Origin of the sequence: Planomonospora sp. ID91781, assembly GCF_015711595.1 — a bacterium.
In the GTDB taxonomy this organism is placed as follows: domain Bacteria; phylum Actinomycetota; class Actinomycetes; order Streptosporangiales; family Streptosporangiaceae; genus Planomonospora; species Planomonospora parontospora.
Genome location: NZ_JABTEY010000001.1, coordinates 1,931,411 through 1,946,904 on the forward strand (window position 1 = coordinate 1,931,411; position 15,494 = coordinate 1,946,904).

Here is a 15,494-nt window from a genome sequence, read left to right on the forward strand (position 1 = left end):
GCGCCGTGGCGTTTCATCGCCCACGGCGCCTCACCCCGGCAGTGCCGTCTGCACCGGGGTCACCGTGCCCAGGGTGAGGAGCAGACCCCGTCCCGGAGGGCCGCCGACCGCGCCGCGCGGCAGCCGTACGGTGAACAGGTCCCCGTCCGCGGGGCTCTGGACCGAGAGCAGCAGCCCGGTGCGGGACTTGCGGGCCTCGGCGGCGAATCCCCGGTAGGCGGTGGTCAGATCGCCGGTGGCGCCGGCGACGATCAAGCCGTGCTCGCCGTCCCGCCCGGTGCGCAGCACCTGCTCCAGGGCCGTGCCGAGCGGGCTGTCGACGGAGACCAGTTCGGCGTCGTCGACCAGCACGACGTAGCGCTCCAGGCCGGCGACCGCCTGGCCCAGGTCGCCGCTGCCGTCGAGTACGGCCAGCACCCCCTCGACGCCCTCCAGGGTGCGCAGCGGGCTGCGCCGGGGGGTGACCAGGACCACCGGGGTGCCCCGGGAGAGCAGCGACCGGGCGGCCGTCAGCAGCGCGGAGGAGCGGCCGGACCGGGGCGGGCCGCCGATGACCGCACCGGGGCCCTGGGCGAGCAGGTCGACGCCGAGCGGCGTCAGCGAGTCGCCCCCGACGCCGAGCAGCGCCCACAGGGGGGAGGACGGTTCGAAGGACGGCACCAGGTCCATCGCCTGGGCCGCGGTGATCCGAGTGGGCAGCGGGTCCACCCGCAGCGGCGGCTCGCCGTCCCAGATCCACGTACCGGGCCTCCCGGAGACCTCTCCGACGCCCCCCGCGATCTCGTCCGGCCCCCCGGCTCCGGCCGTGCCGGGGAACCTGGCGGGCACCGTGCGGGCGAGCGACTGCACCACGGCGACCTGGGTGGGACCGGAGGGGTCGTCGTCGAGCAGGGCGATCTGGCTCTCGGTCAGGCCGTGCTCGCCCATGGACAGCGCCCGGCCGGGTCCGAGGGAGGCGGGCAGGTCCTTGACGGGCAGCCCGGCCAGGCCGTAGTCGGCGGGGTCGGCGAGGCGCAGGACCAGCCGGTCGTCGAAGACCGTGGAGATCTGCCCGATCAGCGCGGACCGGTCGCCGGTCACCACGGCCCGGAGCCCGACCGCCGGGCCCTCCCGCAGCAGCTGCAGCATCGAGTCGATCAACCGGCCGTAGTCGTAGCCCTCGAACGCGGCGACGAATCCCTCCCAGCGGTCGAGCATCAGCACCATCCAGGGCAGTCGTGGAGTCCCCCCGGCGGCCCGGAGCTCGGCCAGGGAGGCGTATCCGGCCTCGGCCAGCAGCTGCTGGCGCCGCCCCACCTCGGCCCGCAGCCGGGTCAGCAGGCGCTCGACCCGGTCGAGCTGGTCCCGGGTCACGACGGCGCCGCAGTGCGCCATCGCCACCAGGGGCAGCAGCGCCCCGGACCCGCAGTCGATCGCGTGGAGGTGCACGTCCTGCGGGGAGGCGCCCGCCGCGATCGCCCCGGCCAGCGTGCGCAGCGCGGTGGACCGGCCGCTGCGAGCCGTACCGGCGACGAGCAGGTGCCCGCCGTGCGGCAGGTCCAGCGTCAGCGCCCGCCGGTCCTGCGCCCACGGCAGGTCGGTCACCCCGAACGGCAGCGGCGGCACCTCCTCGCTCCCCGCCCGGTACGGCGGCGCGCCGCCGGCCACGTCCCGGGACGTCCTCGCCGCCCCCCGCACTCCGCCCGTCCGGCCGGACCCGCCGGTGCCGGAGAGGCCCGAGCGATCGGAGCGGTCCGGACGGTCCGAGCGATCCGGATGATCCGAGCGGTCCGAGCGATCCGGATGATCCGGAAGACCCGGAATGCCGGACGGGTCCGGGAGACCGGGGAGCACGACGAGGCCGGGGAGCGGCTCCAGCCAGGGACTGGGCTGCTCGGGGATCCCGGCGACGCGGGCCGCGTCCACCAGGGCGTCGACGAGCAGCGACAGGTCGGTGGCGGCGGCGCCCTCCGGTCCGGCCTCCGGCGCGGCCGGGGGATGTCCCAGCGCCCGCCAGCCGACCTCCGTCACCCGCGTCCTGGCCTCGCTCGCGGCCGGGCTCCGCCCGCCGATCCGCGCGGTCTGCACGGCCACCGGGGTGCCCGTCCCCGACCGCACGTAGCACCGGCCGGGCGTGGACTTGGAGATGTGCGCCGCGTCGGGGGTGCCGATGACGTCGGTGGACTCGGCGGCCTCGGTCACCCGCAACGCGATCCGCAGCGACGTGTTCGCCTGGATGTCGGCGGTCACCACGCCCCCGGGCCGCTGGGTGGCGAGGATCAGGTGGATGCCCAGCGACCGGCCCCGCCGGGCGATGTCCACCAGCCCGGTCATGAAGTCGGGCAGCTCGCTGACCATCGCCGCGAACTCGTCGATCACCAGCGCCAGCCGGGGCAGCGGCGCCAGGGGGCCGCCGCCCCGCCCCCGCAGCGGCGTGACCGGGGATCCGGCCGATGCCCCGGCCGGGGCGCCGATCGGGGAGGGGCCGCCCGCCACCAGCAGGTCGCGGGACGCGCGGGCCGTCTGGGCGTCGCGCAGCGCGTGGTAGTCCTCGATGTCCTTGGCCCCGGCGGCCAGCAGCAGCCGTTCCCGGCGCCGGATCTCGGCGGCCAGGGAGGCCAGGGCCCGCTGGGTCAGGTGGCCGTCCAGGTCGCTGACCATGCCGACCGTGTGCGGGAGCCGTACGCACTCCTTGAAGGCCGCTCCGCCCTTGTAGTCGATCAGCACGAACGTCATCTCGTCCGGCCGGTTGGCCGCCGCGAGCGAGCAGATCAGGGTCTGCAGCAGCTCCGACTTGCCCGCGCCGGTGGTGCCCGCGATCAGGGCGTGCGGCCCGTCGCGGCTCAGGTCGACGGAGAACGGGCCGTCCGGTCCGGCGCCGATCACCGCCGCCGTGGAGCGGCCCCACCGCCCGGCCAGGATCTTGCCGCCCAGCGGGTCCGGCGAGCCCGCGGGGCCCGCGGACGGGAGCCCGAGCAGGTCCAGCAGGCGCGCGGAGCCGGGCAGCGCCGTGCCCGCCTCGTCGCGGCTGACGTCGCGGATCGGGGCCAGCGAGCGGGCGAGCCGGTCGCACCAGGAGGCCGGGACCTGGTCGGCCAGGATCTCGCCGAGGCTCTCCATGCCGCCGCCGAGCAGCCGGAGCCGGCCGTCCGCGCCCGCCTGGACGACGGTGGCGCACTCCTCGGGCAGCAGCCGCTGCTCGTCGTCCAGGGCCAGGGTGTGGACGCCCGCGCGGGGCCCCTGGCGCAGCACCTGCGGCATGCCGGGCAGCGCGCGCAGCACCCGCGCGCCGTCCAGGAGGACCAGCACGTCGTAGGGGCGCTCGTCGTAGCGGGGCGGATCGGCGGAGTCGCCGCCGAGACCGCCCCAGCCGGACGGGACGCGCGGAGCGGCGGGTCTGAGCGGCCCGTCGCCCTCGCCCAGGCGCTCGTCGATCAGAGTGGTCAGCTCCGCGACCCGGCGGGCCGCGGCCTCCGGGTCCGCGCCGACCAGCGCCAGGCAGTCCTCGCCGCCGTGCGGGGCGCAGTGCGGCAGCCAGCGCACCCAGTTCCACCGCTCCTCGCCGTCGCCGTGCGCGGACAGCACCACGATCGCCAGGTCGCGCGGACTGTGCAGGGCGGCGGCCTGGCCGACGAGCCAGCGGGCCAGGCCGGACACGGTCTCCCTCGGGCCGGTCAGACCGGCCACGCCGAGCCGCCGCATGGCCAGCGCCACCGGCACCGCCCGGCAGGCCGGCGGCTCCGGCAGCGGGGAGTCCGGCGGGGCGCCGCGCTCCGGTACGAGTTCCAGCGCCGCCGGGAGTTCGGCGAGGCCGACCCGGAGGCGGAGGGCGTCGGGGTCGTGGTCGCGGCGCTCCCAGAGCCTGCGCCGCGGGCCGGTCGCGGTGAGCAGCACCTCGGCGGGGTCGGGCGCGGCGGCGCGGCGGGCGGCCTCGTCGGCGGCGCGGGCCCGCTCCAGCTCGGCCTCGAAGACGGCCAGGCGCTCCCGGTAGTCCTTCATCTGCTGCCGGTGCCGTTTACGGCCGTGCCGCCGGTCGCTCCACCACTGCCCGATCATGATCGTCGGGCTCAGCAGCGCGAACAGCAGGAAGTACCAGATCTGCAGCGCCCAGGCCACGCCCACGCCCAGCACCAGGGGCAGGAACGCGGTCAGCAGCTGCAGTCGCATGCCCTCGGCGCGCCGGGGCTCCACCGGCACCTCCAGCCGCCGTGCGGGCTCCGGGGGACGGATCCGGGGCGGCCGGTTGTAGGCGAGCCCGCCGTCGGGCCGGTCGTCCAGGTGCGCGTCGGGCGGCTCGACGGCCGTCAGCGTCAGCACCGAGGAACCGCAGGTGAGCACCGCGTGCTCGGGCCAGTCCACCGCTTCCCCCACCGGCTCGCCGTCCAGCGCGGGCCCCGCGGCGCCGGGTACGGCGGGCTCCACCGTGATGGCGTCGGGCGTGAGCCGCACCACGGCGGCCCGCCCGGGGAGCGAGGGATCCCGCAGGGCCACCGTGCAGGCGGGATCGGAGCCGATGGTGTGCACGCCGAAGCCGAGGCGGTGCACGGACCCGGCGCAGGGCCCGCCGGACACCCGGATCTCCACGATGCCGGCGGGCTCCTCGGCGAAGGTGGAGACGGCCAGGCGCCGGTCCAGGGTGACCAGGTCGCCGTCGCGCAGGAGCCCGAGCGCGGGGGCGTCGGCGGGGAGGACCCGGCCGTCCAGCCACAGGTCGGGGGGCGCGGCCCCGGCGCCGGCGCGACCCAGGCCGTAGGGGGCCCGGGTGCGGGTCAGCCGCACCACGTTGCCGGAGCGCTCGCCCGGAGGCTGCCCGGCGAGCGCCTCGGCGAGCCGGGCGACCGTGGTCGACTCGTCGGCCTCGACCAGGACGTCCCGGTCGGCGTGCTCGCTGAGCACGGTGAGCATGATCCGCATCGCCGCTCTCCTCGGTCCGGCCCTGCGCCCAAACCTAATGACTGGGAACGGCAGGGGAAGGGGTGTTCGCGGCAGAAGTGCGGCCTCGGGGGCAGCATGTGGAAAACGCGGCAACCTGTGGATAACCACCGGTCGATGCCGAGTTGTTATGGCGGTTCATGTGGGGCGTCACCGCGATGGGAGCCTCCCGTCAGTTGGGGAGCAGCCAGGCCGGCCTGTGGAAAACTCGGTGGAAAACTCCCGGGAAGCGGGCGGACCCGGCGCGCGCTCCCGGTTGCGGGCCCGGACCCGCAGCTCGTGGGCCTTCTCCTCCAGCAGCTCCGCATAGGCGTTGACCTCGGAGGTGGCCTCGGCCAGTCCGGCCGCCGCCCGGTGCAAGCGCACGGCGGTCCGCTCGGTGACCCGGACGACGGGCGGACGCCAGGGCGTCCGGACGCCTCCGCGGCGCAACCGTGCGGCGGCCTTCCGGACGGCGAGGCGGAACCGTCCCGAGCCCGGCGGGATCCGCCCGAACCACGTTCCCATGCCTCCAGAGTGCCACTTTTTGAACTGGTTCAGGATGAATCACCGCGAAAAGCGGTGCACAACCGCCGATCCCGAGGGTGTGAAGGCGTCCGGCCCGTGGGCCGAATGACGGCTGAAACCATTGTGACGGTTGTTATCGGGATTTGTTGCTGTCCTTATCATCCGGATAAGTCAGATGTCACCTGCCGGAAGCGTAAGGTTTCAGTGGATCTCCATTGACAAACCCGTTCCTACCAAACGAGCATTGGTCCTCGCTTTTGCCCCACGGGACATCGGCAAGGTGCGCATAATGGCGTAAATTCGATCAGTAACCCACAAAATGATCACTCTGGGAGCCCCCACGCCCATGAGGACGAGCGAGAAGCCATCCAGCCGCGCGCCGGCGAACGCCGACCGGCCTGTTCCGGCGGGCACCCTGTCGGGACCGGCGTCACGCAAACTGCCCGTCTCCCCCAGAGAGCGCAAGCCCGCGCTCGCGGCGCTCGCCGTACTGCTCATCCTGGGCGGCGCGCTCGCCACCACCCTGCTCGTGCTGCGCAGCGGCGACCGGGTCTCCGCGATCCAGATCGTCCAGCAGGTCGGCACCGGGCAGCCCATCGCCCAGACCGCGATGCGGGAGGTGCAGATCGCCGACACCGGCATCGGGTACGTGCCCTACGCCGAGCGCGCCCGCGTCGCCGAGAACTTCGCCCGGGTCACCCTGCTTCCGGGCACCCTGCTGACCAGGGAGATGGTCCTGTCCTCCAGCGAGGAGCTGGGTCCGGGCAAGGCCCAGGTGGGGCTGGCGCTCAAGCCCGGCCAGCTGCCCGGCACGCTGCGCCCCGGCGACCGGGTCCAGGTCGTCCACGTGCCGGGCCGGGGCGGGGACTCCGAGGCCGCGGCCGGGCGGATCCTCGCGCAGAGCGCGCTCGTCCACGGCGTCGGCTCGTCGGGCCGGAACGGCTCCGCCGGGCAGATCACGATCATCGTGGACGCGACCATCTCGCCCACGGTCGTGACCTACGCCGCCCGGGGCGAGATCGCCCTGGCCGAGCTGCCGGGAGCGCGCTGACGTGGCGCTCATCGTGCTGGCCGCCGACAAGGGAGCGCCCGGCGTGACCACGGCGGCCACGGCGCTCGGCGCGGTCTGGCCGCGCCCGGTGCTGCTGGCCGAGTGCGACCCCGCGGGAGGGGACGTCGCCTACCGGCTGCCGGCCGCCGACGGGGGAGTGCTCAACCCCGGGCGGGGGCTGCTCACGCTCGGGGCCACGGCCCGCCGCGGCCTGACGACGGCCCTGATCCACGAGCACACCCAGAAGATCGTCGGCGGGCTGGACGTGCTGGCCGGCCTCACCCACGGGGAGCAGGCGGCCGGGCTGACCTGGCTCTGGGGGCCGCTCGGCAGAGCGCTGGCCGCATTGCCCGGTGCCGACGTGCTGGCCGACTGCGGGCGCCTGGGCGGGCACCCGGAGCTGGGGGAGCTGATCGCCGAGGCGGGACTGGTGGTGCTGTTCACCCGGGGGAGCCTGGACCACGTCGCGCACCTGCGCGAACGCCTGCACGTGATGCCCCGGGGGGCGCGGGTCGGGGTCGTGGTGATCGCCGACCCCCGCCAGTACCGCGGCACGATCGAGGACGTCCGCCGGATCGTGGCCGCCACCAGCAAGGACGTCGCCTTCGTGGCGGGGCTGGCGCACGACCCCAAGGGCGCGGAGCTGCTGCGGGGCCAGTGGGGCGGCCGCCTGGACCGCTCACTGCTCATCCGCACCGCCCGGGAGCTCGCCGGCCGCCTGGCCGCCGAGACGGCCCCGCGCGAGGCCCGGAGCACCGCCGTCCCGGCACCGGGAACGGCCCCGCCCGGCATCCGGGGCGCCGCCTCCGCACCGGGAACGGTCCCGGCCACGATCTCGGGTGCGGCCCCGAACGCGCCGCACCGCCCGATCCCCGGCGCGGCGCCGCGTACCTCTCCCGACCGGGATCCCGGAACCGGCACCCTCCGGGGCGCGGTCCCGGGCGCTCTCCCGGGCACCGGCCTGGGGGCCGCCCACGGCACCGGCCCGGCCGCCGCGGCTCCCCGCACGGCCCCCGGCCCGTACGGCGAGGCCCCCGCCCCGAACGGCGCCCCGACCCCGTACCCCGCACCGGCCGGATGGCGGGAGGAGGGCACGTGAGCGGGCCGACCGGAGGTGCGGCGGCACCCGCGCGGCCGACGGAGGGGGTCGCATGAGCATCGACCACACCCTGGTGAAGCGGTTCCGGCAGGAGGTCGGCGACCGGCTGGCCCACCAGCGGCGGCTGGACCAGGCGAGCGGCCTGCCCCCGATGACCGGAGAGGACGAGCGCCAGTTCGCCCGCGCACTGATCGCGCAGGTGCTGGAGGAGTACGCCCGCGGTGAGATCGGCGTCGGCCGCACCCCGCCCACCGCCGAGGAGGAGGAGGCGCTCGCCTCCGGCATCCACGCGGCGCTCTTCGGCGTGGGCCGGCTCCAGCCGCTGCTGGACGACCCCGAGGTCGAGAACATCGACATCAACGGCTGCGACCGGGTCTTCATCGGCTACGCCGACGGACAGGAGCTCATGGGGGAGCCGGTCGCCGAGTCCGACGACGAGCTGGTCGAGCTGATCCAGGTCCTCGCCGCCTACAGCGGCCTGTCCAGCAGGCCGTTCGACACCGCCAACCCCCAGCTGGACCTGCGGCTGCCGGACGGCTCGCGGCTCTCGGCGGTCATGGACGTGACGGTCCGCCCGTCGATCTCCATCCGCCGCGCCCGGCTGGGCAAGGTCTTCCTCAGCGACCTGGTGGGCAACGGCACGCTCACCCCGAAGCTGGGCCGCTTCCTGTCGGCCGCCGTGGCGGCCAGGAAGAACATCATGATCGCCGGGTCCACGAACGCCGGGAAGACGACCCTGCTGCGGGCGCTGGCCAACGAGATCCCGCCGCACGAGAGGCTGATCACCGTCGAGCGCGCGCTGGAGCTCGGCCTCGACCAGTTCCCCGAGCTCCACCCCAACGTGGTGGCCTTCGAGCAGAGGCTGCCCAACTCCGAGGGCCAGGGCGAGATCAGCATGGCCGAGCTGGTCCGCCGGTCCCTGCGGATGAACCCCTCCAGGGTGATCGTCGGCGAGGTCCTCGGCGACGAGATCGTCACCATGCTCAACGCGATGACCCAGGGCAACGACGGCTCGCTCTCCACCATCCACGCCAACTCCTCGATGGAGGTCTTCAACCGGATCGCGACCTACGCGCTGCAGGCCGCCGAGCGTCTGCCGATCGACGCGACCCACATGCTGATCGCGGGCGCGATCGACTTCGTGGTCTTCATCGAGAAGCGCAACGAGTACGCCAGGGGCGGGACGCTGCGGCGCTTCGTGTCGAGCGTGCGCGAGGTGGCCGGGGTCGACGGCCGGGTGCTCTCCTCGGAGGTCTTCGCCGCGGCCCCGGACGGCCGCGTCCTGCCGCACGCGCCGCTGTCCTGCCTGGAGGAGCTCGCCCGGCACGGCTACGACCCCGGGGAGTGGGCATGATCCCCGTCCCGCCGGGGCTGTTCGACCCGCTGGCGCTGCTGGCCGGGGCGGCGGTCGGCGGCGGCCTGTTCCTGCTCGGCCTCGCCCTGTACGGCGTGCGCCCCCGGCCCGCCGCCCCCGGCCGGAAGGCCGCCAGACGCGAGTTCCTCCGGGCCCTGTCCACCCGGACGGCGGCCGGGGCGATCTCCGGGGTGGCGGTGCTCCTGGTGACGGGGTGGCCGGTGATGGCGGCCGGCGCCGTACTCCTCGCCCTGGGCTGGCGCGGCCTGTCCGGCGGGGCGGCCGAGGAGCGCACGGCGATGCACCGGCTGGAGGGGCTGGCCGCCTGGACCGAGTCCCTGCGCGACACCATCGCCGGGGCCTCCGGGCTGGAGCAGGCGATCCCGTCGTCGATCCGGGCCGCGTCGCCCACGCTCCGCCCGCACCTGCGCGGGCTGGTGGACCGCCTGCACACCCGGATGCCGCTGCCCGACGCGCTCCGCCTGTTCGCCGACGAGCTGGACGACCCCTCCGCCGACCTGGTGGTGGCCGCGCTGATCCTCAACTCCCGGCTCCGCGGTCCCGGCCTGCGCGACGTGCTCGGCGCGCTCGCCGTCTCGGCCCGCGAGGAGCTCGACATGCGCCGCCGGGTCGAGGCCGAGCGCCGCTCCACCCGGCGCAGCGTGCAGATCGTGGTCGGCACGGCGGTCGCCTTCGCGGCGATGCTGGTGGTGTTCAACCCCGACTACGTCGCCGAGTACGACGACGCCCTCGGCCAGGCCGTCCTGGTCGTGGTCGCGGCCTTCTTCGGCGCCGGGTTCGCCTGGATGCGCCGCCTGGCCCGCTTCGACAAACCCGCCCGCCTGCTGGGCCTGTCCACCGGAGGCGAGGTGCGCGATGACTGAGGCACTGCTCGCGGGAGGCGGGGGGCGCGATGACTGAGGCACTGTTCGCGGGAGGGGTGCTCGGCCTCGGCCTGTTCCTGCTGGTCCGGGCGCTGTTCCCGGCGCGGCCGGGGCTGGTGACCCGGCTGCTGGCGCTGGACGCGGCCCGGGAGGGCACCGACGCCCCGCGGATGCAGCTGGTCCTGCCCGACGAGGAGGTCAGCGCGTTCCGGCGCGGCCTGGGCGTGCGGCTGGCCCGCTTCTACGCGGCCCGGGGCTGGGAGGTCCGCTCCGCCAGGGCCGACCTGGCGCTGCTGGGCAAGTCCTTCGAGGGCTTCCTGGCGACGAAGGCGCTGCTGTCCGCCTCCGGTCTGCTGGCCTTCCCGCTGCTGGCCGGCTGGCTGGCGCTGATGGGGTGGGGCGTCTCGCCGACGGTGCCGCTGTGGGCCGCGCTCGCCGTCGCCGTGGTCTTCTTCTTCCTGCCCGACCTGCAGATCAGGCGGGACGCCGCCCGGATGCGCCGCGACTTCCGGCACGTGGTCGGCGCCTTCCTCGACCTGGTGGCGATGAACCTGGCCGGTGGGCGCGGCGTGCCCGAGGCGCTGATGATGGCGGTCTCCGTCGGCACGCCGGGGGCGTCCGGCGCGCCCGGCGCCGGGGGCGCGGGGGGCCCCGGGGGCGCGCCCGACTCCGGCGAGGGGGCGAACTGGGCGATGGCCCGGATCCGCGAGGCGCTCGGCAACGCCAGGATCGTCGGCATCACCCCGTGGCAGGCGCTCGGCCAGCTCGGCGACGAGATCAACGTGGACGAGCTGCGCGACCTGTCCGCCGCGCTCGGCCTGGTCGCCGACGACGGCGCCAAGGTCCGCGCCTCCCTGACCGCCCGCGCGGCCACCCTGCGCCGGCGTGAGCTCGCCGAGGTGGAGGGCCAGGCGGGGGAGCGGTCCCAGTCGATGCTCGTCGCCCAGCTCCTGCTCTGCGCGGGCTTCGTGATCTTCCTGAGTTTCCCGGCCGCTATGAAGATGTTGGGGTCATGACCATGATCAACCATCCGTGGATCGTCTACACGGTCGCCCTGCTGAACGTGCGCATCGACAGGGCGCGCAGCGCCCCCACCCGCGGCGCCTCGGCCGTCGAGTGGGTCATCATCACCGCGATCATCGCCGGGGTCGCCCTCGGCCTCGCCACGCTCATCAGGACCCTGGTCCAGGACAAGCAGGCGGAGATCTCCGACCAGTTCGGCGGCGGCGGCGGTGGCGGCGGGGACACCGGAGGTGGCGGCGGTGGCTCCACCGAGCCGTGACCGGCCGCCCGGGCACCGGCCGCCCGGTGATCCGGTGCGGCGTGATCCGGTCTCCCGCGATCCGGAGCGGCGGGCCCGGCCGTACGGCGCCCGGAGAGGCGGTGGCCGGGAGCGGGGCGCCACCGCCGTGGAGCTGGCGATGATCATGCCGGTGGTGCTGGTCGTCATCCTGCTCGTCGTGCAGTTCGCCCTCTGGTTCCACGGCCGCCAGGTGGCCGACGCCGCCGCACGCGAAGGAGCCCGGCTGGCCCGGCTCGACACCGACTCCTGGCAGCAGGACGCCGAGGCGCGGGCCGCTGAGGTGCTCCGGGCGGTCGGCCCGGAACTGCTCTCCGGCGCCACCGCCACGGCCTGGGAGGAGGGCGACCGGCGCGGAGTCGAGATCACCGCCACCGCCGTCCAGGTCGTCCCGCTGCTGCCGTCCACCACGTTCACCGTCACCGCGCGATTCGGAGGTCCCGTCGAGTGCTTCCGCCCCGACGACGGCGGCGAGGACTGCCAGTGAGCCGCCGGTACGGGGGCGGACGCGGATCGCTCTCGGCCGAGAGCCGCCGGTACGGGGGTGAACGCGGGTCGCTCTCGGCCGAGACGGTGCTGCTCGCCCCGGTGTTCCTGCTCTTCCTGCTCTTCCTGGTCGGCGCGGGACGCCTCGTGGAGGCCCAGGGCGAGGTCAACGGCGCGGCCAGGGACGCGGCGCGGGCCGCGTCGGTGGAGCGCACGCGCGCCGACGCGCAGGCCTCCGCCGCCGAGGCGGCCGGGGCGTCGCTGGAGGGCGAGTGCGAGCCCTCGGTCGAGGTGTCCGACGACGGCTGGGAGGCGGGCGGGCAGGTCAGGGTCGAGGTGACCTGCTCCCTGGACCTGGGCTTCCTCGGCTTCGGCGCGGCCAAGGAGGTCAGCGGGGACTCGGTGGTCCCGCTGGAGCAGTTCAGGCGGGTGGAGGAGTGAACGGGGACCGGGGGTCGATGGCGGTCTTCACGGTGCTCTTCTCCGCGGTGGTCTTCCTGCTGGCCGGGCTGCTGGTGGACGGCGGGGCCGCGATCAACGCGCGGCTGCGGGCCGCCGACGTCGCCGAGCAGGCCGCCCGCGCCGCCGCCGACCGGATCGACGTCGAGCACCTGCGGGAGACCGGGCAGGCCCGGCTGCTGGAGGGCGACGCCGTCTGCGGCGAGGCCCGGGAGATCGTCGCCGCGCACGGCGGCGGCGACGTCGAGCTGGTCGCGTGCGAACCCGGTGGCGAGCAGGTGGAGGTGACCGTCTCCGTCCGCTGGGAGGCGTTCTTCCTGGCCGCGCTCGGCTTCCCGGGTTCGGCGATGGAGGCCTCGGTCACCGCCGGTCCCGACATCGGCGAACAGACCTAGACCGAATGCGCCGAACCACTGGCCGAGCGGGTGAAGGACGACGAATCTGGACACGGAGGAAGACGCATGCCGACGCGACAGCCCATGCGCATCAGGCCGAGGCGCACGACCGGCGACCTGCTCGCCGGGCTCGGCGCGCTGGCGGTGCTGGTCGCGCTGCTCGGCGGCGTCCCGTACGCGCTGCTCCGGCTCGCCGGGCCGCCGCTCACCCCTGAGCTGCTCGACCTCGACCTGCTGACCAGCCGGGTCGGCACCGGCACGATCGTGGCGATCCTGGTGCTGCTGGTCTGGCTCGCCTGGCTGCAGCTGGTCGTGTGCGTGCTCGTCGAGCTGTACGCCGGGATCCGCCGGGTCGGCATGCCCGCCCGGGTCCCGCTGGCCGGGGGCACGCAGGCGCTGGCCAACCGGCTGGTCTCGGCGGTCCTGCTGCTGTTCACGGTCTCGGCGGTGGCGGTCCCGCTCCTGCGGCCGGCCGGTCCGCCCGCCGACCGCCCGGCCGCCGTCGCGGCCGGGACGTCCCCGCTGGCCGCGCCGGCCACCGCGGAGCGGGCGCCGCTGGTGCCGGTGGGCAAGGCCAAGAAGGTCTACGTGGTCCAGCCGCCGCACGGGCGGCACCACGAGAGCCTGTGGGAGATCGCGGAGAAGTGCCTCGGGGACGGGCGCCGCTACCCGGAGATCTACCGGCTCAACCAGCACAAGGAGCAGCCCGACGGGAGCCGGTTGCGCATCGCGGACCTGATCAGGCCCGGCTGGGTGCTCGACATGCCGGACGACGCGCGCAACGTCCACATCGTGCCGGCCGCCCAGCCCCGGCCCGACACCCTCGACGACCATCCGGGCAGGCCCGCCGAGCTCGACGGCCGGACCCGGTACGTCGTCCCGGGCGGGGCCGACCTCCCCGCGGAGGCTCCCGCCGAGTCGCGGGAGCGGCCGGCCGTACGGCCCGAGCCGGTCCCGGAACGGCCGGTCGTACGGCCCGAGCCGGTCCCTGAGCGGGCCGATCCGCCCGCGGAGGCCGACCGGGCCCCCGCCGCTCCGGAGGCGGAGGGTTCCCCGGGGTCCGGGGACTCCACCGGTTCCCCGGGGGCGGAGGGTCCGGGGTCCGAGAGACCGGGTTCCGCGGGCTCGGCGGAGTCGGCGGAACCCGGTTTCGGCTCCGGCGGCTCCGGCGAGTCCGGCGAGTCCGGCCTGGGGATGCTCGACTACCTGGCCGGGGCCTCGCTGGCCGCGGCCGGCCTGCTGGCGGCGCTCGGACGCAGGCGCAGGGAGCAGCTCTGGCACCGGGCGTTCGGACGCCGGATCGTCCGCCCCCGGGAGGACGCGGCCCAGGCCGAGCTCGCGCTCAGGCTCGGCGCGGACGCCCCCGGGAGCCGGATGCTGGACATCGGGCTGCGGCTGCTCGGCCGGTCCCTGGCGGCGGCCGGGCGGGTCCCCCCGACGGTCTACGCCGCGCACCTGTCCCCGCGCCACCTCGACCTGTGGATCCATCCTCCGGACCCGGACGCCCCCGCGCCGTGGGCCGCCCACGACGGGGGCCAGGTCTGGCGGCTCCCCGCCCACGAGGGCCGGATGCTGGACGAGGCGGCGCTGGCCGACGCGCCCGCGCCCTACCCGGGACTGGTCTCCCTGGGCGGGGACGGCGAGGGGCGGGTGCTCGTCGACCTGGAGGCCGCCCACGGCCTGATCGCCGTCCGGGGCGCGCAGACCACCGCGGCCCTGGCCGCGCTCGCCGTGGAACTGGCCACCAACCGCTGGTCGGACCGGATGCGCGTCACGCTCGTCGGCTTCGGCGAGGAGCTGACCGTGATCGCGCCCGAGCGGATCAGGTGCGCGAGCGGCCTGGAGGAGGTCCTGCCCGAGCTGGAGGCCGAGGCCCGGGCGGCGGCCGACCGGGGGCACGGCGCCGAGGTGCTCACCGGGCGGATCCACGGCCGGGCCGGCGACCCCGTCTGGTCGCCGCACTACCTGCTCTCGGCGGTCCCGCCGAGCGCCGAGGAGGCCCGCAGGCTGGCGGTGCTGGCCCGCACGGGCGCCCGGACGGCCGCCGGGTACGTCATCGCCGGGGACGTCCCGCACGCCACGTGGAACTGGGAGATCGACGGGGACGGCCGGCTCCGGGTGGACGCGCTCGGCTTCGAGGTGGCCGCGCAGCTGCTGCCCCGCCGCCAGTACCGGGCCCTGGTCGAGCTGTTCTCGACCGCCCGGCGGCTGGAGGGCGAGCCCGTGGACGACGAGGCCGGGCCCGTCACCCCGAACCCGTCGGTGGAGGTGCGGATCCTCGGCCCGATCGAGATCGCGGGCCCGCCGCCGATGGAGGAGGGCCGGGCCGGGCTCGCCGTCGAGATGGTCGTCTACCTGGCGACCCATCCGGGCGGCGTGCACCCGGTCGTGCTCGGCGGGGTGCTGTGGCCGCGCGGCGTGCAGGCCGTGGTCAGGGACGCCACCATCGCCCGCGTCGTCGCCTGGCTGGGCGCCGACTCCGAGGGCAGGCCCAACCTGTACGCCGACGAGTCCGGGCGGCTGCGCCTCGGTCCGGAGGTGCGCACCGACTGGATGCTCTTCCGGGAGCTGGTCCGCCGGTCCCACGCGGACGCCGCGGCGCGTGCCGTACTGCTGGAGCAGGCGCTCGGCCTGGTGCGGGGCCCGCTGCTGAGCGGCCGCCCGCGCGGCCGCTACGCGTGGCTGGCCGCCGACGACCTGGAGTACGACGTGGCGGCGGGTGTGGCCGACGCGGCGCACCGGTCGTGCGAGGTGTGGCTGGCCGCCGGCGAACCCGGCCGGGCGGTGGCCGCGGTGCGGGCCGGGCTGCTGCTGGCCGCCGACGACGAGGGGCTCTGGCGGGACCTGCTCCGGGCGACCCACCGGACCGGGGACCCCGCCCGCCTGCGGGCCGTGGCCGAGGCCCTGCACCGGCGGGCCGAGTCCCACCCCTACGGGGGCGGGATGGCCCCGGAGACCGAGGCCCTCATCGACGAGCTGCTGCCCGCGTGGCGGATGAGCTCGGCGCCGTCGGCATGAGCGGCGGGCGGACCGGGACGGAGGCAGGGA

At 75.9% G+C, this 15,494-nt stretch carries 12 protein-coding genes; 10 read left to right on the forward strand and 2 right to left on the reverse strand.

Going from position 1 to position 15,494, the window contains the following annotated elements; genetic code table 11:
- Positions 1–30 precede the first annotated feature (30 nt).
- Positions 31–4,893 carry an FtsK/SpoIIIE domain-containing protein gene (locus HS048_RS08960; protein ID WP_196466672.1) on the reverse strand — a complete coding sequence of 1,621 codons (4,863 nt, stop codon included), beginning with the start codon at positions 4,891–4,893 and terminating at the stop codon, positions 31–33.
- 168 nt (positions 4,894–5,061) lie between these two features.
- Positions 5,062–5,418, reverse strand: a complete 357-nt coding sequence (locus tag HS048_RS08965; protein ID WP_196466673.1) for a hypothetical protein — start codon at positions 5,416–5,418, stop codon at positions 5,062–5,064.
- A gap of 346 nt (positions 5,419–5,764) precedes the next feature.
- On the opposite strand from HS048_RS08965, the gene HS048_RS08970 reads away from it, so the two are divergent.
- The 10 genes from HS048_RS08970 (at position 5,765) to HS048_RS09015 (ending at position 15,464) form a co-directional block, all read left to right on the forward strand.
- Entirely contained in the window at positions 5,765–6,469 is a 705-nt protein-coding gene (locus HS048_RS08970) for a hypothetical protein (RefSeq protein ID WP_230880781.1), read from the forward strand.
- Between the two features lies 1 nt (position 6,470).
- Complete coding sequence (locus HS048_RS08975; RefSeq protein ID WP_230880782.1) at positions 6,471–7,568, forward strand: hypothetical protein; 1,098 nt, start codon at positions 6,471–6,473, stop codon at positions 7,566–7,568.
- Positions 7,569–7,620: 52 nt separating this feature from the next.
- The gene (locus HS048_RS08980; protein WP_196466675.1) at positions 7,621–8,922 is read left to right on the forward strand and encodes a CpaF family protein; all 1,302 of its coding nucleotides are present in this window, start codon (positions 7,621–7,623) and stop codon (positions 8,920–8,922) included.
- Complete coding sequence (locus HS048_RS08985) at positions 8,919–9,806, forward strand: type II secretion system F family protein (RefSeq protein WP_068895181.1); 888 nt, start codon at positions 8,919–8,921, stop codon at positions 9,804–9,806. The genes HS048_RS08980 and HS048_RS08985 overlap by 4 nt, the downstream gene beginning before the upstream one ends.
- A 29-nt stretch (positions 9,807–9,835) precedes the next feature.
- Positions 9,836–10,822 (forward strand): type II secretion system protein, encoded by a 987-nt coding sequence (locus HS048_RS08990; RefSeq protein ID WP_196466676.1) that lies wholly within the window; start codon positions 9,836–9,838, stop codon positions 10,820–10,822.
- Positions 10,819–11,088: a Flp family type IVb pilin gene (locus HS048_RS08995; protein WP_230880783.1), complete on the forward strand. Its 270-nt coding sequence runs from the start codon at positions 10,819–10,821 to the stop codon at positions 11,086–11,088. The genes HS048_RS08990 and HS048_RS08995 overlap by 4 nt, the downstream gene beginning before the upstream one ends.
- 34 nt (positions 11,089–11,122) lie before the next feature.
- Entirely contained in the window at positions 11,123–11,593 is a 471-nt protein-coding gene (locus tag HS048_RS09000; protein WP_307832396.1) for a pilus assembly protein, read from the forward strand.
- On the forward strand, positions 11,590–12,033 hold the full coding sequence (locus HS048_RS09005; protein WP_196466677.1) for a TadE/TadG family type IV pilus assembly protein: 444 nt from the start codon (positions 11,590–11,592) through the stop codon (positions 12,031–12,033). Before HS048_RS09000 ends, HS048_RS09005 begins: the two co-directional genes overlap by 4 nt.
- Positions 12,030–12,446, forward strand: coding sequence for a pilus assembly protein TadG-related protein (locus HS048_RS09010; protein WP_231647149.1), 417 nt, complete (start codon positions 12,030–12,032; stop codon positions 12,444–12,446). Before HS048_RS09005 ends, HS048_RS09010 begins: the two co-directional genes overlap by 4 nt.
- A 66-nt stretch (positions 12,447–12,512) precedes the next feature.
- Positions 12,513–15,464, forward strand: a complete 2,952-nt coding sequence (locus HS048_RS09015) for a hypothetical protein (RefSeq protein WP_196466678.1) — start codon at positions 12,513–12,515, stop codon at positions 15,462–15,464.
- Positions 15,465–15,494 lie beyond the last annotated feature (30 nt).

Excerpts from the sequence above, each read along its gene's own strand:
- HS048_RS08990 (WP_196466676.1), top strand. The coding sequence starts at position 9,836 with ATGACTGAGGCACTGTTCGCGGGAGGGGTGCTCGGCCTCGGCCTGTTC.
- HS048_RS08980 (WP_196466675.1), top strand. The coding sequence starts at position 7,621 with ATGAGCATCGACCACACCCTGGTGAAGCGGTTCCGGCAGGAGGTCGGC.
- HS048_RS08965 (WP_196466673.1), bottom strand. The coding sequence starts at position 5,418 with ATGGGAACGTGGTTCGGGCGGATCCCGCCGGGCTCGGGACGGTTCCGC.
- HS048_RS08970 (WP_230880781.1), top strand. The coding sequence starts at position 5,765 with ATGAGGACGAGCGAGAAGCCATCCAGCCGCGCGCCGGCGAACGCCGAC.
- HS048_RS08995 (WP_230880783.1), top strand. The coding sequence starts at position 10,819 with ATGACCATGATCAACCATCCGTGGATCGTCTACACGGTCGCCCTGCTG.
- HS048_RS09015 (WP_196466678.1), top strand. The coding sequence starts at position 12,513 with ATGCCGACGCGACAGCCCATGCGCATCAGGCCGAGGCGCACGACCGGC.
- HS048_RS08960 (WP_196466672.1), bottom strand. The coding sequence starts at position 4,893 with ATGCGGATCATGCTCACCGTGCTCAGCGAGCACGCCGACCGGGACGTC.
- HS048_RS08985 (WP_068895181.1), top strand. The coding sequence starts at position 8,919 with ATGATCCCCGTCCCGCCGGGGCTGTTCGACCCGCTGGCGCTGCTGGCC.